17 protein-coding genes are annotated in these 16,593 nt (G+C 68.0%); 8 read left to right on the top strand and 9 right to left on the bottom strand.

The features are described from left to right. Nucleotides 1–10: 10 nt before the first annotated feature. Both AC5P9C_RS01870 and AC5P9C_RS01865 read right to left on the bottom strand, forming a co-directional pair. On the bottom strand, nt 11–892 hold the full coding sequence (locus tag AC5P9C_RS01870) for a DUF3298 domain-containing protein (RefSeq protein ID WP_164081916.1): 882 nt from the start codon (nt 890–892) through the stop codon (nt 11–13). A 37-nt stretch (nt 893–929) separates the two neighbouring features. After that, nucleotides 930–1,232, bottom strand: coding sequence for a GNAT family N-acetyltransferase (locus tag AC5P9C_RS01865; RefSeq protein ID WP_019660442.1), 303 nt, complete (start codon nt 1,230–1,232; stop codon nt 930–932). 209 nt (nt 1,233–1,441) lie between these two features. On the opposite strand from AC5P9C_RS01865, the gene AC5P9C_RS01860 reads away from it, so the two are divergent. Next, on the top strand, nt 1,442–1,603 hold the full coding sequence (locus tag AC5P9C_RS01860) for a hypothetical protein (protein WP_164687841.1): 162 nt from the start codon (nt 1,442–1,444) through the stop codon (nt 1,601–1,603). A 58-nt stretch (nt 1,604–1,661) separates the two neighbouring features. Here the strand turns inward: AC5P9C_RS01860 and AC5P9C_RS01855 are convergent, their stop codons facing one another. Both AC5P9C_RS01855 and AC5P9C_RS01850 read right to left on the bottom strand, forming a co-directional pair. Next, a complete protein-coding gene (locus AC5P9C_RS01855) occupies nt 1,662–2,288 on the bottom strand; it encodes a rhomboid family intramembrane serine protease (protein WP_014037807.1) in 627 nt (208 codons plus the stop codon). 7 nt (nt 2,289–2,295) lie between these two features. Continuing rightward, nucleotides 2,296–3,861, bottom strand: coding sequence for a POT-type proton-dependent oligopeptide transporter (locus AC5P9C_RS01850; RefSeq protein WP_103281835.1), 1,566 nt, complete (start codon nt 3,859–3,861; stop codon nt 2,296–2,298). Between the two features lie 162 nt (nt 3,862–4,023). Here AC5P9C_RS01850 and AC5P9C_RS01845 point away from each other — a divergent pair, with 162 nt between their 5' ends. Further along, entirely contained in the window at nt 4,024–4,872 is an 849-nt protein-coding gene (locus AC5P9C_RS01845) for an endonuclease/exonuclease/phosphatase family protein (RefSeq protein WP_053505433.1), read from the top strand. A 132-nt stretch (nt 4,873–5,004) separates the two neighbouring features. Here the strand turns inward: AC5P9C_RS01845 and AC5P9C_RS01840 are convergent, their stop codons facing one another. Then, a complete protein-coding gene (locus AC5P9C_RS01840; protein WP_088476395.1) occupies nt 5,005–5,616 on the bottom strand; it encodes a superoxide dismutase in 612 nt (203 codons plus the stop codon). Between the two features lie 218 nt (nt 5,617–5,834). Between AC5P9C_RS01840 and AC5P9C_RS01835 the strand changes: the two genes are divergently transcribed. Together AC5P9C_RS01835 and AC5P9C_RS01830 are read left to right on the top strand one after the other, a co-directional pair. Beyond that, the gene (locus tag AC5P9C_RS01835) at nt 5,835–6,287 is read left to right on the top strand and encodes a guanyl-specific ribonuclease (RefSeq protein ID WP_049466823.1); all 453 of its coding nucleotides are present in this window, start codon (nt 5,835–5,837) and stop codon (nt 6,285–6,287) included. Further along, complete coding sequence (locus tag AC5P9C_RS01830; RefSeq protein WP_049466827.1) at nt 6,287–6,700, top strand: barstar family protein; 414 nt, start codon at nt 6,287–6,289, stop codon at nt 6,698–6,700. The genes AC5P9C_RS01835 and AC5P9C_RS01830 overlap by 1 nt, the downstream gene beginning before the upstream one ends. A gap of 69 nt (nt 6,701–6,769) precedes the next feature. Here the strand turns inward: AC5P9C_RS01830 and AC5P9C_RS01825 are convergent, their stop codons facing one another. After that, nucleotides 6,770–8,545: a hypothetical protein gene (locus AC5P9C_RS01825; protein ID WP_343540409.1), complete on the bottom strand. Its 1,776-nt coding sequence runs from the start codon at nt 8,543–8,545 to the stop codon at nt 6,770–6,772. A gap of 10 nt (nt 8,546–8,555) precedes the next feature. Continuing rightward, nucleotides 8,556–9,155 (bottom strand): NfuA family Fe-S biogenesis protein, encoded by a 600-nt coding sequence (locus AC5P9C_RS01820; RefSeq protein WP_053460863.1) that lies wholly within the window; start codon nt 9,153–9,155, stop codon nt 8,556–8,558. A 90-nt stretch (nt 9,156–9,245) separates the two neighbouring features. Here AC5P9C_RS01820 and AC5P9C_RS01815 point away from each other — a divergent pair, with 90 nt between their 5' ends. The 3 genes from AC5P9C_RS01815 to zupT all read left to right on the top strand — a co-directional run bounded on the left by AC5P9C_RS01815 (nt 9,246) and on the right by zupT (nt 10,916). Further along, on the top strand, nt 9,246–9,596 hold the full coding sequence (locus tag AC5P9C_RS01815; protein WP_049466833.1) for a 4a-hydroxytetrahydrobiopterin dehydratase: 351 nt from the start codon (nt 9,246–9,248) through the stop codon (nt 9,594–9,596). Then, the gene (locus AC5P9C_RS01810; protein ID WP_049466835.1) at nt 9,593–10,009 is read left to right on the top strand and encodes an energy transducer TonB; all 417 of its coding nucleotides are present in this window, start codon (nt 9,593–9,595) and stop codon (nt 10,007–10,009) included. The genes AC5P9C_RS01815 and AC5P9C_RS01810 overlap by 4 nt, the downstream gene beginning before the upstream one ends. Before the next feature lie 97 nt (nt 10,010–10,106). Continuing rightward, on the top strand, nt 10,107–10,916 hold the full coding sequence (gene zupT, locus AC5P9C_RS01805) for a zinc transporter ZupT (RefSeq protein ID WP_049466837.1): 810 nt from the start codon (nt 10,107–10,109) through the stop codon (nt 10,914–10,916). Nucleotides 10,917–11,003: 87 nt separating this feature from the next. On the opposite strand, the gene AC5P9C_RS01800 is transcribed toward zupT, so the two are convergent. Then, nucleotides 11,004–11,978, bottom strand: a complete 975-nt coding sequence (locus tag AC5P9C_RS01800; RefSeq protein ID WP_103281840.1) for an RluA family pseudouridine synthase — start codon at nt 11,976–11,978, stop codon at nt 11,004–11,006. Between the two features lie 407 nt (nt 11,979–12,385). On the opposite strand from AC5P9C_RS01800, the gene rne reads away from it, so the two are divergent. Then, nucleotides 12,386–15,592: a ribonuclease E gene (rne, locus tag AC5P9C_RS01795; protein ID WP_164687835.1), complete on the top strand. Its 3,207-nt coding sequence runs from the start codon at nt 12,386–12,388 to the stop codon at nt 15,590–15,592. Between the two features lie 116 nt (nt 15,593–15,708). Here rne and AC5P9C_RS01790 read toward each other — a convergent pair whose 3' ends face one another. Then, nucleotides 15,709–16,593, bottom strand: coding sequence for an endonuclease/exonuclease/phosphatase family protein (locus AC5P9C_RS01790; protein WP_164687834.1), 885 nt, complete (start codon nt 16,591–16,593; stop codon nt 15,709–15,711).

Genomic DNA, 16,593 nt, shown 5'->3' with positions numbered 1-16,593 from the left:
TCGACTGCGGTCAACCGCGTGCGAACAGCTCCACGTAGTCCTTGGCCACGTGCGGCAACAGCACCACCGCCGGTACGTCGGCGGTCTGGGTGCCATCCGAGTATGGCCCCACCTGGTAAGGCGGGAACACAAAGCGCAGCGCGGTGATCTGCCCCTTGTCGTTGGTCAACGGCTGGAACTGGCTGAAATTGTCGGCCTGCGGCCCGGTACCGTCGGCGATCATGCGTGACGCGTTGCGCAGCGATTCCTGCAGCTGGGCCGGATCCATGTCCTCGCCGCTGAGGCGGGTGGCCACGCGTTCGCGCAGCTGGTCGGCGACGAAATCGCTGATCGCCTTCCAGCCCTTGGCATCGGCCACCAGCTTTTCGGCACTGAGCATCTGCTGCTGCTGCGGCAACCACACAAAGCGCGCCACCAGCGGCTCGCCGTGGGCGCCGCCGGTATAACGGCTGCCATCGGCACTGACCACCACCAGCTGCGGGGTTTCCAGCAGCTTCTCGAAACTCAGCGACAGTTCGTAGGGCATGGTCGGCTTGTCGTTGCCCAGCCCGTCCAGCGCCTGCTGCAGGTCACTGCGCGCGCTGGTCGCATAGCTCTGCAGCGCGCGGGCCAGGCCCGGATAACGGTCGATGCCCGCCGGGTAACTGATACCCACCACTTCGCGCTCGTTGTTCTCGATCACGTCGCGCAGGTCCAGCGCTGCTTCCGTGGCCGGCGTTTCGCCCGCGGCCGTCGCCTCGGCGGCAGGAGCCGCGTCGGTCGCCGGTGCCGGCTCGCTTTCACGCTGGCAACCGGCCAGCAACAGCACGCCCACCACGCCGGCCAGCACGCTGCCGTGCAATGGCCGGTTGTTTCCAATCTTCATCGGGATCCCCTGTTCATGTTTGTACATCATCGCCTGCCCTGGCTGAAGCGTGACCCGCTGGCATTCAGCCAGCGAGCAGGTCGTGGTACTCCTCGTGCCGCTGCAGGAAGGCCTCGGCATAGGAACATGCCGGCACCACCTTGTACTTCTGCTCACGGGCGAAACGCAGTGCCACACGGGTCAGCTCACCGGCGATGCCGCGGCCAGCGATCGGCTCGGGCACTTCGGTGTGGGTGATGACCATGCGCTTGCGCTTGATCTGGTAGTCCAGCACCGCCAGCTGTCCTCGCACACGGGCGGTGAAGCGGTGGTTGGCCAGGTCATGTTCGACCTCGTAGGCCAGACCGGGGGGCGTGACCGAAGCCATGGAACTGTCTCCTGCGGCGACTGCGTGGATGGTGCGCAGCCGGGCGCCATGATCGCGTGAAGCCTGAACAGGGGCAAGTCCAGTCCATTCACGTCAGTTTTCGACCCTCAAGCTGGAGGGCCGCCGGCCGCTATCGCCTGTGGAGGGGTACGGCCGGGCTGGCACGACCCTTGCGATCCTTGACCCTGCGCACCACCGTGGAGCTTCCCATGCACGCCAGCAATTCCCATACCGATACCGACCGCGCCCTGCTGGAGGGCCTGCTGCAACTGGCGGTGGAAGGGCAGACCGAGGACCAGGATTTCCAGCGTATCGGCGAGGAAGTGTTCGCCCGCCTGCTGGATACCTACGGCCAGCAGACGGCGGTCTGAGCCCGGGCGGGCTGCCGCCTTGCGCGGGGCCGGATCGATGGATCCGACCCCGGCCTCCTCAACCGCCGCCGAGGCGGAAGGTCGGGTTGGAGAGTTCGCGCAGGAAGTGGTTGAAGATGCTCGGCTGCATGGCCAGCATGAAGATCACGCCGAACGCCGCGCCCGCCAGGTGCGCGCTGTGGTTGATGCGGTCGCCGCCGCGCTTGTCCATCCAGATGCTGTAGCCGACATAGAACGCGGCATAGATGATCGCCGGTGCCGGGATGAAGAACACCAGGATGATCGACCACGGCTTGATCAGGATGAAGGCGAACAGCACCGCCGACACCGCCCCGGACGCTCCGAGGCTGAGGTAGTTCGGGTTCTTCTGGTTCTTCAGGTAGCTGGGCAGGATCGAGACCAGCAGCGCACCGATGTAGAACGCCGGGTAGGTCAGGTAGCTGCCGGTCAGCTGCACCATCACGCTCTCGATGAACCCCCCGAAGAAGAACAGGGTGATCATGTTGAAGATCAGGTGCGACCAGTCGGCGTGGATGAAGCCATAGGTCACCAGCCGGTCGTACTGGCGGTGACGGTCGATGGCGGGCGGCCACAGGATCAGGCGGTCGGCCAGCTTGCGGTTGTTGAACGCCATCCACGACAGGATGGCGGTGATGGCGATCAACAGCAGATTGACGGGGGTCATGTCAGGCTCAGGCGCTGCGGTAGTTGTCGACCATACGATAGCGTTTCGCGTACCAACCGAAGGCCAACGCCGCGACGAAGGCGAAGCCGGCGAAGAAGAACATCAGGAAGGCCGCCTCGCTCAGCCCTGTACCGGCGATCTGGTGGGTCACGGTGTCGTTGCGCACGGCGGCGTTGGACAGCAGCACCCACAGGTTGCCGATGGTGGTGGTCAGGTTCCAGAAGCTCATCACCACGCCCTTCATGGCCTGCGGCGCCTGGCTGTAGGCGAATTCCAGGCCGGTGGCCGAGACCAGCACCTCGCCGAAGGTCAGCAGCGCGTACGGCAGCATCTGCCAGAAGATCGACATGGCGTTGCCGCCGTCCATCACCACCTGGATGCCGCCGACCACGATCCAGGCCAGGCCGCTGAAGGCGATGCCGGCGGTCATGCGGCGCAGTGCGGTCGGCTCGAAGCCGAAGCGGCGCAACGCCGGATACAGCACCAGGTTGTTGAACGGAATCAGGATCATCACCAGCAGCGGGTTCAGTGCCTGCATCTGCGAGGCGGTGAACCAGCTCGGCATCTGCATCTGCTGGCCCTGCAGCACCCAGGTCGAAGCCTTCTGGTCGAACAGCGAGAAGAACGGCGTGGTCAGCGCGAAGATCACCAGCACCCGCAACACCGAACGCACGCCCTCCACGGCTTCGGCCGGATGCTGGCCACGGGCGCGGTCCAGCTGCAGCCAGGTGCCGCCGCCGATGCCGGCGAGGATGGCCACCAGCGCCAGGCACAGGCAGATCACGATGCCCAGCGAGCCGACCAGGGCGAACGAGGCCGCCGCCAGCGCCAGGCCAAGCACGGCGATCACCAGGCCCGGGCGGCCCTGGCCGGCCACGCGTGCGGTCAGCGCCGTGCGCACCACGTTGGCGAACGAATGCGGATCCTTCGGCGGCAGCGGCACCAGCACGTAACGCTTGCGGCCCAGCCAGAACACGAAGGTGGCGATGAACATCAGGATGCCGGGGATGCCGAACGCCCACTGCGGGCCCCAGTTCTTCAGCACCAGCGGGATCAGCAGCGAGGCGAACAGCGAGCCGAAGTTGATGATCCAGTAGAAGGCGTCGAAGACGATCTTGGCCAGGTGCTTGTTGCTCTGGTCGAACTGGTCACCCATGAACGAAGCCACCAGCGGCTTGATGCCGCCGGCACCGAGCGCGATCAGGCCCAGGCCGAGGAAGAAGCCCTCGCGGCTGTTCTCGAACAGCGCCAGGCACAGGTGGCCGGCGCAGTAGACCAGGCTGAACCAGAGGATGGTGTGGTACTTGCCGAAGAACCGGTCGGCCAGCCAGCCACCGAGCAGCGGGAAGAAATACACGCCGATCATGAAGCTGTGCATGATGTCCTTGGCTTCACCGGCACGGCCTTCCGCAGTGATTTCCTGCAGCAGCAGCGAGGTGATCAGGAACTGCACCAGGATGTTGCGCATCCCGTAGAAACTGAACCGCTCGCAGGCCTCATTGCCGATGATGTACGGAATCTGGCGCGGCATCTTTCCTTGGCCGGCGATGGGGGCGACTGCGTCGTGGCTCATCCTGTAGGGCATTCCTGCAAAGCGAAAGGCGCAAGGTTACCGGAACCGGGGCGCGCCAGGCACGCTGCAGGGCTGCATGACAACGGTGCCAATCCGTGGCAGGCGATCCCGGCCCTGCCGGAAGTCACGGCACCTGCACGGCAAAAGCGTAAACTTATCGTTATGCGCCCCCTCGCCCACGCCCGCCTCCTGCTCAGCTGTTTCGCGCTGCTGCTGGCGTTGCAGGCACAAGCACGCCCGCAGGCCGCGGCCACCGCCGCCAGCGGCAACGGCGCACGGCAACTGACCGTGGCCGCATTGGAACTGCCCAGCCGTGACGATGCGCAGTGGAAGCAGCGCCGTGAGCAGGTCGCACAACTGCTGACCGAACTGCAGCCGGACGTGATCTCGGTGCAGCAGGTACTGCAGCAGCAGGGCCGCAATCCGGCCTGCTGGCTGGCCAGCCGGCTGCGCTACAGCTGCGACTTCGTCACCGCCGATCCGCCCAGCCAGCCGCTGCGGCATGGCAACGCAATGCTGACCCGGCTACCGGTCAGCGAAGACGGGGTGACCCTGCTGCATCCTCCTGGCACCTTCAGCGCGGCCGGCATGATGCGGCTCAAGCTGGGCGAGGCGCTGGTCAATGTCTATGTGGCGCGGCTGCGCCCGGAGCCGGACGAGGCCACCGCCCGCCAGCACCAGACCAGCGACCTGATGACCTGGATCGGCGCCACCGCCGAAGGCATGCCCAGCCTGATCGCCGGCGACTTCTCCGCAGCGACCGTGGAACTGGTGCGCAGCACCCCGGGATTCCAACCGGCCCGGCGCAATCCTGGCGGCCGGCCCGAGGCGGCCGCGGCCAATGGCGGGGGCAGCACCGGCCACGGACTGGATGTGCTGTTCCAGGTCAAGCATTTCGACGGGATCCGCCAGCAGCCGATCCTGCTGCCGGCCGACGGCGACCTGCCCGGGCTGCGCCTGGGCGTGATGGCCACGTTGCGCCTGCAAGGCAATACGGCCACCGCGGAATAGGTAGTGCCGGCCGCGGGCCGGCTCCCCCGGTACCGCACGATTGCCGGCCAGCGGCCGGCACTACCGAACGACTGCTGCAACAGAAAAGGCCGGGGTCTCCCCCGGCCTTTTCCGTTCCTCCCGTCACCGCGATCAGGCGATCGCTGCCTGGTAACGGCGCTCGACTTCGTTCCAGTCGATGACGTTGAAGAACGCGCCGATGTACTCCGGGCGGCGGTTCTGGTACTTCAGGTAGTACGCGTGTTCCCACACGTCCAGGCCGAGGATGGGGGTGTTGCCTTCCATCAGCGGGCTGTCCTGGTTGCCGGTGCTCTCGACCACGACCTTCTTGTCCGGAGTTACGCTCAGCCACGCCCAGCCGCTGCCGAAACGGGTCAGCGCGGCCTTGGTGAAGGCATCCTTGAACTTGTCGAAACCGCCCAGGTCCTTGTCGATGGCCTTGGCCACGTCGCCCACCGGGTTGCCGCCGGCATTGGGCGCCATCACGGTCCAGAACAGCGAGTGGTTGGCGTGGCCACCACCGTTGTTGCGCACCGGGCCCTGCAGGTTCTCCGGCAGCGACTTGAGCTTCTTCACCAGCTCTTCGACCGGCAGGTCAGCGTACTCGGTGCCTTCCAGCGCCGCGTTGACGTTGTTGATGTAGGTCTGGTGATGCTTGGTGTGATGGATTTCCATCGTCGCCGCGTCGATATGCGGCTCCAGCGCGTCGTAGGCGTAGGACAGCTTGGGCAGGGTGTAGGCCATGATGCATCTCCTGATTGCGAGGGCACCCGACGTTGTCGGGCGGTGCGCGGTGAATGATGGGGACAGACCGCAAGATTACCAAGGGGGATGTAAAGGAAATTGCGTCCTGCCAGTGAGTACGACGGGAATTGTTACGCAGCAGTGACGCGACGCCTCCTCATGCACCATGCAGCGCGCAGGCGCTACAGTGCATGCACCACCCTCGCCCGCCCCAGCCCATGCGCAACCCCCGGCTGCTGATCACTGCCATCGCCCTGCTGCTGCTCGGCCTGGTCGCCAACCATTTCCTGCAACGGCCACCGGCGCCGCAGTTCGCGCCCGACCTGCAGGGCACGCCCACCGCGCGCGCTACCGCGCCCGCCTCGACCAGCGGGGCCGGCGGCCTGCCCGCGTTCCTGCCTGCCGAAGCACGCGCGACCATCGCCCTGATCCAGCGTGGCGGCCCCTTCCCCCACCGCCAGGACGGCAGCACCTTCGGCAACCGCGAGCAGCAGTTGCCGCAGCGGGCACGCGGCTACTACCGCGAATACACCGTCGACACCCCCGGCGCACGCACCCGTGGCACGCGCCGCATCGTCACCGGCGGCGATCCGCCGGAAGCGTGGTACTACACCGACGACCATTACGCGTCATTCCGCAGCTTCACCGTACCGGCCCAGGGAGCGCAGTGATGAGCCATGATGATTTCGGCCTCGGCCTGCATGACATCAATAATGCCGGCGTGTATGCCATCGACAGCGACGACATCGGCGCACTGGCCGCCGCGATGCGCGATGCCGGCCTGAAGGTGATCCGCATCGATCTGGAAAACGTCGCCGACAAGCGCACGCTGCTCGCCCGGTTGGCGGCGCAGCTGGATTTCCCCGCCGGTTTCGGCGGCAACTGGGATGCACTGTCGGACAATCTGCGCGACCTGCAATGGCTGCCGGCCGCCGGCTATGCGCTGTTCCTGGCCGACGTGGATGCGCTGCGCGCCGGCGCAGCGAAGGACTTCGACACCCTGCTGGACGTGATGGACGAGACCAGCCGCGACTGGCTCGGCCGCGACGTGCCGTTCTGGGTGTTCCTGTCGCAGAGCGCGTAAGGGCAACGCCCTGATGGAGGCCGACCCTGGTCGGCATGGGCGTCTCCCCCCATGCGTGGATGCGCCGTCCTAGCGGCTGCCGTTGTCTTCCTGCAGTTCCTTCTTGAACGGGATGTCCGGCGGCGGTCGTGCCACGGCCGGCTGGTCCTGCATGTTGGGGTTGGTCAGGCCACAGCCGCCACCGGCCTGCAGGATCGAAATGACGCAGGAGATCCTGGTGTTGGTGCCCGGCAATGGAATCTCCATTGCCTTGACCCCCTTGCGCACCCACTCGGCCAGCAACGATTCCTGCGGTACCCAGTACTTGTCGAACGAGGTCGGCGTGTAGTCGTACGGCGGGCGCTTCAGCCAGGTGCCGGACTGCGCGATGCGCTCCTTGCTCCAGCCATCGTTGGCACCACCGGGCGCGCCGCGCTCTGCATGGCCGTCGCCCTCCTGGCCGGGTACACGCACGCTGCCATCGGCATTGAACAGGCCATTGCCCCGGCCGGCGGCGCTTGCCTGGCGGGCACCGTCGCTGCTGCCCTCGCGGTTGCGGCTGGATGCTCCCCAGTCATCGCCCTTGGCAGGTGTCGCCCAGTTGCCGGGATCGGGGGCAGGACGCGCGCCTGCGCTTGCCGGCGTACTGCTGGAGGCCACCGGTCGCGTGCTGCGGCTCGCCTGCGCCGTGCTGCCCTCGGCCGCAGCGGCGGGTGTCGACGTGGCGCTGCCGCTGGAGACGGCGGGCGCCACGGCCGGTGCCGAGGGCACCTGACGTTCCCGTACCTGCACGTCGCGTCCGCTGGGCGCGCGTACGGCCGGCTCACGCCCGGCCACCGCCGCCATCCGCACCTGCGGATCGGCCACGGCCTGCACTTCGCGTTCGCGCACCTGCACGTCCCGCTGCGGCACGCGCACCTGCACTTCAGCGTTGCGCAGCGGTTGGGGCGCGACGGGCGCGTCAACCGTGCTGACTTCGCGTTCGCGCACCTGGATGTCACGCACCTGCGGTGCGCGCACGGCCAGCTCCGGGGTGCGCACTGCGGTCGGTGCCGGAGGCGCCTGCACCGGTTGAATGCTGCGCTCGCGCACGCTGGGCGTGCTGTCGCGCGGCACGACGCTGACCTCGGTGCGGGGCACGCTGACCGGCGGCACCACGAAATCCGTGCTGGCCTGCGCCACTTCGGTGGCCTGGATCGGAGAAGGCGGCGGCGCGGCAACCGGCGCCGGCTCGGCTTCCGCCGGCGGCGGCGGAACGCTTGCGGCAGGTGCCGACGCGGGGGACGCGCTGGCGGCTTCGGCCGCCAGCGGGCGCGGCGCAGGCGCCGTCGCAGCGCCCGCCTCCTGCCCGGCCGCAACCTGCCCGGCCGCAACCTGACCGGCCGGTGCGGCCTCGGCGGCCTCGGCACCCGGCTGGTCGCCGCCGCCCTCTTGCGTGGCGCGGCCGACGAATTCCACCTGCACGCGCTCGCCTTCGGTGCCCTCGTCCTGCGGCGCGCTGGTGCGGATCACCGCCACCCACAGCAACAGCATGAAGAACAGCAGGTGCAGCAGCGCACTGGCCACTGCCGAGAGCCAGCGCATCCAGCGCTGGTCGCGCGGCGCGGCGTCCCAGTCCTGCCAGAACAAGCGGCGCAGCGCCTGCCACGGCGACAGCTGCGGCGATTGACCGGGTGGCCCCGGCAACGGTCGGGGCAGCAATACCGCGATCACGTCGCGCGCGTGGTACGGCCGCGGCAGCGGCCCCAGCGAGCGCAGCCACAGCGCCCAGCCATAAGGCAGGCGCGTGGTCTTCTCGAGGACGGCGCGGGGCTGCTGGCGCGCCAGCAGCAGATCGATGAGTTGCTCGGCCCGGGTCAGAGGCACGCGTCGGCGATCAGGCGACGTTGTCGCGCGGGATGTACGGCGCGTGGCCGCTGTCGTGGTCGGTCGCGTCGCGCACGGCGGTCACGCCGGGCACGCGGCCCATCAGCGTCTTTTCGATGCCCTGCTTCAGCGTCACATCGGCCATGCCACAGCCCTGGCAGCCACCGCCGAAGCGCAGCAGCACCACGCCATCGGCCGAGACTTCCTGCACGGCGACCTTGCCGCCATGCGAGGCCAGCTGCGGATTGACTTCGTTCTCCACCACCCAGTGCACGCGCTCGACCAGCGATGCCGCATCGCCGGGTGCTTCACCCTTGATGCGCGGCGCCTTGATGGTCAGCTGCTGGGTGCCGGCGGTGCCGGCGACGATGTCGATCTCGGCGCCATCAAGCCAGCCTACGCTGCCGGCATCGACATACAGGGTGAACCCATCGCAGTCCACTGCCCACTCGTCACCCAGCAGGTCGGTCGGTTCGGCGAATTCGAGCCGGGCGTCGGCGCGCGGCGTGCCGGGGTCGACCGCGCTCAGGCGCACGCCCATGCCGGGCACGCCCTCGCGTTCGATCAACTTGCGGAAGTGGGTCTGGGCAGTGTCGGAGATCTGGATCATCAGGCTATTCTAGCCAAGTAAGCGTCAGCCGCTCATTCGGTTTATACACCGTCCGGCGCATTGTTCAGTCAACACGAGGTGGAGATTCCCATGGCCGACCTGATTCCACTGGCCCAGGCCCGTTGCGTGCCGCGCAAAGGCAGCGACCACAAGCTCGGCGAAGCCCGCCTGGCCGAACTGCTGCCGCAGGTTCCCGGCTGGGAGCTGAGCGAGGGTGGCCAGGCCCTGTCGCGTACCTTCCGCTTCAAGGATTACTACGCCACCATGGCCTTCGTGAACGCGCTGGCCTGGATCGCCCACCGCGAGGACCACCACCCGGACCTGGGCGTGCACTACGACCGCGCGGTCGTGCGCTTCTCCACCCACGATGTGGGCGGGCTGAGCGAGAACGACTTCATCTGCGCGGCCAAGACTTCGGCCCTGACGGAGCAACTGCCATGAACGTACGTTTGCTGAGCCTGTCCCTGATCGCTGCGACCGGCCTGGCCGGCTGTGGCGCGTCCGAACCGCCGGCACCGCCACCGCCCGCGCCGACCGAAGTCGCAGCGGTGAAGACGCCGCCGCCGCAGTACCCGCTGGAACTGGCCTGCATGGGCGTGGGTGGCACCAGCACCTTCAAGGTGACCATCGGTACCGACGGCAAGCCGAGCGAGGTCGCCCTGCTCACCGGCGCCGGCAACCCGCAGCTGGACGAACTGGCCAGGACCGCGGTGCAGGGCTGGCAGTTCAAGGCCGCGACCCGCAACGGCCAACCGGTACCGGCCACCATCCAGGTGCCGGTCAGCTTCAACCCGCCGCAGCCGAAGCCGGACCAGTGCTTCGCCATCGAAGAGCGCCTGCGCCGCGGCGGCTGATCGCGCGCACCCGACGAGGCCCGCCGACGCCCGCCTCGCCCCCGCCGCCCCGGCCCTGTCCGGGGCGGTTGTCTGTTGACCAGGACCGCGTCGGTAGATGCTGCAGATTCCCCCCGAAAACATCTGGATCGCACTGGCGGTCACGCTGGCCGCAGGCCTGGCCACCGCGATCGGCAGCCTGCTGGTGCTGTTCTCGCGCCGCCCCAGCCCGCGCCTGCTGGCGTTCGGCCTGGCCTTTGCCGGTGGCGCGATGGTCTATGTGTCGCTGTCGGAAATCCTCAACAAGTCCATTGCCTCGTTCGCCCAGGCCTATGGCGAGCGTACCGGCTTCACCTACGGCACCCTGGCCTTCCTGCTGGGCGTGATCGTGATCGTGCTGATCGACCACTTCATCCCCAACCCGCATGAGAGCCTGGACAAGCAGGATCCCGCGTTCCGCGAGAACAGCCGCGAGTACCTCAAGCGCGTTGCCCTGCTGACCTCGATCGCGATCACCGCGCACAATTTCCCCGAGGGCCTGGCGACGTTCTTTGCGACGCTGGAAAGCCCGTCGGTGGGCATGCCGCTGGCCTTCGCCATCGCCATCCACAACATTCCCGAGGGCATCGCGATCGCGGTGCCGGTGTATTTCGCCACCCAGAACAAGGCCTATGCGTTCACCGCCAGCCTGCTGTCGGGCCTGGCCGAGCCGATCGGCGCAGCGATCGGCTACCTGCTGCTGTCCGGATCGCTGTCGCACGCCACGTTCGGCTGGGTATTCGGCCTGATCGCCGGCGTGATGGTGTTCCTGGCGCTGGACGAGCTGCTGCCGGCGGCCAAGCGCTATGCCAAGGGCCACGAAACCGTATACGGCCTGGTGGCGGGTATGGGCACCCTGGCGATCAGCCTGGTGCTGTTCAAGTGGTGAACGACCCAGAGGGGCGCATCCACGCATGGCGTGGATCTACCCAAACAAGGTAGCGGCCGGGCCTGCCCCGGCGCTACCCGGTCATTGTCAGCGCAGCCGATCCAGCGCCTCGACCAACTCCTCCGCCAGCGGCGCGTTCAGCACATACGGGCTCTTGCCGTCATCCAGCGCGAACTCCAGCGATGCCGCGTGCAGGAACAGGCGCTTCAGCCCGATCTGCTCGCGAAGCCGCTTGTTGACTGCAGGATCGCCGTACTTGTCATCGCCGGCCACCGGATGGCCCAGATGCTGGGCATGCACGCGGATCTGGTGGGTCCGGCCGGTCTCGATGCGCACCTCGCAGTACGAATGGCCGCCGCGGCGCTCCAGCACCCGGAAGTGACTGATCGATTCCTTGCCGATGGCGTTGACCTGCACATGGCGTTCGCCGCCCTGGCGCAGGCCCACGTGCAGCGGCGCGTCGACCGTCATCACCCCGTCGGGCATGCGCCCGGCCAGCAGGGTCAGGTAGCGCTTGCGGATGCCGGCGCCGTGGTCTTCACGCAGCAGCGCCTGCAGTTCGCTCAGCGCCGAGCGCTTCTTGGCCACGATCAGCAGGCCCGAAGTGTCGCGATCCAGCCGGTGGACCAGTTCCAGGGTCTGCCCGGGACGCAACGCGCGCAGGGTCTCGATCGCGCCGAAGCTGATGCCACTGCCACCATGGCTGGCCACCCCCGAGGGCTTGTTCAGGGCCAGCAGGCGCGCGTCCTCGAACACGATGGCCTGCTCCAGGCGGCGCATGAACGCCTCGGGCGGACCGGCCTTGTCTCCCTCCTCACTGAGACGGACCGGCGGCACGCGCACCTCGTCACCGGCCTCCAGCTTGCGCTCGGCCTTGGCGCGTCCGCCGTTGACCCGCACCTGGCCGCTGCGCACCAGCTTGTACACCAGGCTGCGCGGGGCGCCCTTCAGCTGGCCGAGCAGGAAGTTGTCCAGGCGCTGGCCGGCGCGGTCGGCGGGAACGGTGATCATGCGCACGGAAGGCTTGTCGCCAGCGGGCTTGGTGGGGTCTTGGGCGGTCATCAGGCTGTTTATTCTGTTACACTCGGGGGGCGAGATAAGGGATTGATTTCGTTGGAAGTTACTCAGGGCCAGAAGCCCAGCTTCCGACGAATCCGGCACAGTGCGCGACCACCGCCCGCGGGGCGGCCATGTTAGCGGCTCACCGGCCTTCCCGGCCATCGCCGGATGCCTGACACGCAACCGTGCTGAACATGTCCCGCGTGGCGCTCCAGCCTGGCTGACAGCTGCCTGCGGCCCTGCAACACCCAAAAACCATAAGAGTGAAGCGCTCCCGCGGCCTGCCGTGGTGTCGTAGCGCTGGAAACCCAAGCCGCCCTCCCCGCGCTTGCGCGAATGGGCGGCGAGCCGTGTCCAGAGGCGAAACCCCATGGCGTTCCGCGCGGTAGCCGCTTGCGAGGAACGCAACAATGAAGCGAATGCTGATCAACGCCACGCAGGCTGAAGAGCTGCGTGTTGCCATCGTGGATGGCCAGTCGTTGTATGACATCGACATCGAACAGCCGTCGAAGGAACAGAAGAAGTCCAACATCTACAAGGGCCGGATCTTCCGCATCGAGCCCTCGCTGGAAGCGGCCTTCGTCGAGTACGGCGGTGGCCGCCATGGCTTCCTGCCGCTGAAGGAAATCTCCCGCGACTACTTCCAGGCCGGTGTCGACCACAACAAGGCCGGCATCCGCGAGCTGCTGAAGGAAGGCCAGGAGATCGTCGTCCAGGTCGACAAGGAAGAGCGTGGCAACAAGGGCGCCGCCCTGACCACGTTCATTTCGCTGGCCGGCCGCTACATGGTGCTGATGCCGAACTCGCCCAGCGCCGGCGGCGTGTCGCGCCGCATCGAGGGCGAAGACCGGGCCGCGCTGAAGGACGCCCTTGACAAGCTGAACATCCCTGACGACATGGGCGTGATCATCCGTACCGCCGGCGTCGGCCGCGATGCGGAAGAACTGCAGTGGGACCTGGACTACCTGCTCAATGTCTGGCGTGCCATCGCCGAAGCCGCACTGAGCAAGCCGGCCCCGTTCCTGATCTACCAGGAATCGCGCCTGATCGTGCGCGCCCTGCGTGACTACCTGCGCGCCGACATCGGCGAGATCCTGGTGGACACCGAGGAGATGTACGAGCACGCCCGCGAGTTCATGCAGCAGGTGATGCCGCAGACCCTGCGCAAGCTCAAGCACTACAAGGACGACATCCCGCTGTTCAACCGCTTCCAGATCGAATCGCAGATCGAAGGCGCCTACGAGCGCAACGTGCGCCTGCCGTCGGGCGGCTCGATCGTGGTCGACCAGACCGAAGCGCTGACCGCAGTCGACGTGAACTCCTCGCGCGCCACCAAGGGCAGCGACATCGAGGACACCGCCTTCCAGACCAACCTGGAAGCGGCCGAGGAAGTGGCCCGCCAGCTGCGCCTGCGCGACCTGGGCGGCCTGGTGGTGATCGACTTCATCGACATGGCCTCCAACAAGCACCAGCGCGAGGTCGAGAACCGCCTGGCCAACGCGCTGAAGTACGACCGGGCCCGCGTCCAGGTCGGCCGCATCTCGCGCTTCGGCCTGCTGGAAATGAGCCGCCAGCGCCTGCGCCCGAGCCTGGGTGAATCCAGCCAGATCGTCTGCCCGCGCTGCGACGGCCACGGCCGCATGCGCAGTGTCGAGTCGCTGTCGCTGTCGATCATCCGCGTCGCCGAAGAGCATGCGATGAAGGAAAACACCGGGCAGGTGCTGGTCCAGGCCCCGGTGGAGATCGCCAATTACCTGCTGAACGAGAAGCGCAGCGCGCTGCGCGAGATCGAGCAGCGCCACGAGGCGCCGATCGTGATCGTCGCCGACGAGCAGCTGCACACCCCGCACTACACCGTCACCCGCCTGCGCGAGAACGAGCTGGGTGAAGAGAGCAGCAAGCCCAGCTACCAGCGCGGCACCCCGCGCAAGCTGCCGGTGCACGCCCTGACCAAGGGCCAGCTGAACATCCCGCCGCCGGCGGTCACCCAGGTCAAGCACACCTCGCCCGCCCCGGTGCGCGAGGAGGTTGAACCGGCCAAGGCAGCTCCGGCTCCGGTCGTCGCCGCACCGGCGGCACCCGCCCCCAGCGGCGGCGTGATTGGTTGGCTCAAGCGCGTGTTCGGTGGCGAGCCGGCCCCGGCGCCGGCACCGGTGGCTCCGGCCGCCCGCCAGCAGCAGGACGGCGGCCGCAAGGACCGCCACAAGGATCGCAACAAGGACCGCAAGGACCGTCGCGACGACACGCGTGGCAATGGCGGCAACGGCAACGCGCAGCCGCAGAAGGACGGCGGCAACCGCAAGGACCGCGGTGAGCAGCGCAAGGACGGCCGTAACGGCAATGCCCAGCAGCCGCCGCAGCAGGGCAAGCAGAAGGAGCCGCAGCAGCAGAACAAGCCGCGCAACGACCAGCAGGGCCAGGGCCAGAACCAGAACCAGCAGCCGAAGCTGAAGCAGCCCAAGCAGCCGCGCCAGCAGCAGGAAGGTGACAAGCCGGCCGAGAAGCCGCAGCGCGGCGGCGTCGAGGCACCGGCGGAGAGCGTGACCGCGGCGGCAGCCGTGGCCGCGACGACCATCGCCACCAATGCGGTGACCGCGCAGGAGGCGACCGCGCCGGTGGCGCCGGTGGCTCCGGCGGACGCCGCCGCATTGGCCGACACCGCTGCCAACGCCGGCAGCGAGGCCGAAGCCGTTGCGGTGACCGGTGACGAGGCGGTGGCTGACACCCATGGCGAGCAGAACGGTGAAGGCGCGACCCGCCGCCGCCGCGGCCGTCGTGGTGGCCGTCGCCGTCGCCGTGGTGGTGCTGAGAACACGGCCGGCAGCGATAGCCTGGGCGATGACCAGGACGACGCTGACGACGTTGATGACGCCGAGGGTGCCGAACCGAACCTCGACAACGGTGCGGGTGCTGCTTCGGCCGCGTCTGCACAGCCGACCCGCTCGCAGCCGGAATTCGACTTCGATGACGACGTCGAGCCGACCGCCTCCGACGCCGGGAAGCCGGTCCGCGCCGCTGCCGCCGTTGCCGCTGCGCCGGTCGCGGTGGTGAGCAGCGCGGTGGTGGAAACCGCTGCACCGGCCGTGGCCGAGGTGCAGGCCCCGGTCGACAGCGCCGCCAAGGCCGAACCGGCATCGCCGGTGCAGACCAGCATGCTCGATGCCATCGACGCTGCGACTCCGGCCCAGCCGGTGGCCGCTGCGGCGCCGGTGATCGAAGCCAAGCCGGTCGTGGTTGAAACCGCGCCAGTGGCTGAAGCCGCGCCGGTCATCGAAGCGACGCCGGCAGCGGTCGAGGCTGCGCCGGTCGTGGAATCGAAGCCGCAGATCGCTGAAGCCGCTCCGGCGGTCGAAGCGCCGCCGGTGGCCGTTGCGGCTGCGCCGGCGGTCGAGGCCAAGCCGGTTGTCGAGCCGGTCGTGGTCGCCGAACAGCCGGTGGCTCCGGTGGCAGTTGAAGCCGCGCCGGTGGACGCTGCGGCGCCGGTCGCCGATGCGGTGGTGACGCCGTCGGTCGATCCGGTCGCCGATGGTCACGCCGATGCCGCCGCCCAGGCGGCCGAGGCCAAGGCCGACGAAGAAGACGAAGAAGCCGCCAAGCGCACGCCGCCGGCGAACTGATCGCGGCTTGATCGCGTAAAACGAAACGGCGGGGATCGATGATCCCCGCCGTTTCCGTTTGTGGCGCTGGTCGTATCGCACCCACCCGGGTTGGCACCGACCACAGCACCCCTGCGTCAGGGCTTCGGCGCGAACTGCAGGCGCGTCCACACGCCGTAATGGTCCGAGGCCCAGCGCCCGCTGTCATCAGGCTGGTCGAACAGGAGCTTCGCTTCGCGCGCGACCATCCGGTCCTGCTGGAAGAAGATGTGGTCGATCCGCGACGGCACCTGGTAATAGTGCCGGTTCAAGGTGCTGACCCCGGCCAGGTCGGTGTTGACGTGCACGCTGCCGTAGCTGTCACCGTAGTGGCTGCGCAGCTCGCTCAGGTCGCCGGCATCCACCAGCGCGTTGAAGTCGCCTGCAATCACTACCGGTGCCCCGGCTGACGTGGCGGTGATGAAGCGCAGCAGGTCCTCGACCTGTGCGCGGCGGATGCGTTGGCCGCTTTCGTCATTGCGTTCGTTGAGATGGGTGGCATAGACGTTGATCGCCTTGCCGTCCACATCGATGCGCAGATGGGCAACGGTGCGATAGTCTTCCCGCGGCTGCAGCAGGTGCTCGCCCTGGGCCAGGACCGGGCGCCGGCTCAGCAACGCATTGCCATAGCGCTTCGGTGCACCCACCGGATCGGTGGAGACGAAGATGTACCTGTAGCCGAGCTGGCTGGCCAGCCACTGCGCCTGGTTGCGCACGTTGCGGCGCTGGATCACCTCCTGCAGGGCGATGGCATCGGGCTGCAGGCGCTTGAGTTCGGCCAGGATGGTGCGGCGGCGGCTCGGCCAGTCCTCACGGTCATGATGCAGGTTGAAGGTCACCATGCTCATGCCGGGCGCGTTGGCGGCCTCGGCCGCCGCGGCCGCCTGCGGCCCGGCCGCCAGGACCAGTCCCGGCAGCGCCAATGCAACCGCCAGCCCCAGGGCGCGCATCGTCGTGCGCGCCCTTGCTCCCTGCTGCTTCAT

The organism is Stenotrophomonas sp. YJH_SMC_10 (genome assembly GCF_059371555.1).
Note: the sequence above shows the minus strand (reverse complement) of the source record. Positions and strands in the feature narration are given on the sequence as shown.

Bases quoted from the DNA above. Each gene is read 5' to 3' on its own strand.
- AC5P9C_RS01840 (WP_088476395.1), bottom strand. From the start codon at position 5,616: ATGGCCTACACCCTGCCCAAGCTGTCCTACGCCTACGACGCGCTGGAG.
- AC5P9C_RS01820 (WP_053460863.1), bottom strand. From the start codon at position 9,155: ATGATCCAGATCTCCGACACTGCCCAGACCCACTTCCGCAAGTTGATC.
- AC5P9C_RS01790 (WP_164687834.1), bottom strand. From the start codon at position 16,593: ATGAAGCAGCAGGGAGCAAGGGCGCGCACGACGATGCGCGCCCTGGGG.
- AC5P9C_RS01835 (WP_049466823.1), top strand. From the start codon at position 5,835: ATGCGCAACCCCCGGCTGCTGATCACTGCCATCGCCCTGCTGCTGCTC.
- AC5P9C_RS01810 (WP_049466835.1), top strand. From the start codon at position 9,593: ATGAACGTACGTTTGCTGAGCCTGTCCCTGATCGCTGCGACCGGCCTG.
- AC5P9C_RS01800 (WP_103281840.1), bottom strand. From the start codon at position 11,978: ATGACCGCCCAAGACCCCACCAAGCCCGCTGGCGACAAGCCTTCCGTG.
- zupT (WP_049466837.1), top strand. From the start codon at position 10,107: ATGCTGCAGATTCCCCCCGAAAACATCTGGATCGCACTGGCGGTCACG.
- AC5P9C_RS01860 (WP_164687841.1), top strand. From the start codon at position 1,442: ATGCACGCCAGCAATTCCCATACCGATACCGACCGCGCCCTGCTGGAG.
- AC5P9C_RS01855 (WP_014037807.1), bottom strand. From the start codon at position 2,288: ATGACCCCCGTCAATCTGCTGTTGATCGCCATCACCGCCATCCTGTCG.
- AC5P9C_RS01865 (WP_019660442.1), bottom strand. From the start codon at position 1,232: ATGGCTTCGGTCACGCCCCCCGGTCTGGCCTACGAGGTCGAACATGAC.
- AC5P9C_RS01815 (WP_049466833.1), top strand. From the start codon at position 9,246: ATGGCCGACCTGATTCCACTGGCCCAGGCCCGTTGCGTGCCGCGCAAA.
- AC5P9C_RS01845 (WP_053505433.1), top strand. From the start codon at position 4,024: ATGCGCCCCCTCGCCCACGCCCGCCTCCTGCTCAGCTGTTTCGCGCTG.
- AC5P9C_RS01830 (WP_049466827.1), top strand. From the start codon at position 6,287: ATGAGCCATGATGATTTCGGCCTCGGCCTGCATGACATCAATAATGCC.
- AC5P9C_RS01850 (WP_103281835.1), bottom strand. From the start codon at position 3,861: ATGAGCCACGACGCAGTCGCCCCCATCGCCGGCCAAGGAAAGATGCCG.
- rne (WP_164687835.1), top strand. From the start codon at position 12,386: ATGAAGCGAATGCTGATCAACGCCACGCAGGCTGAAGAGCTGCGTGTT.
- AC5P9C_RS01870 (WP_164081916.1), bottom strand. From the start codon at position 892: ATGTACAAACATGAACAGGGGATCCCGATGAAGATTGGAAACAACCGG.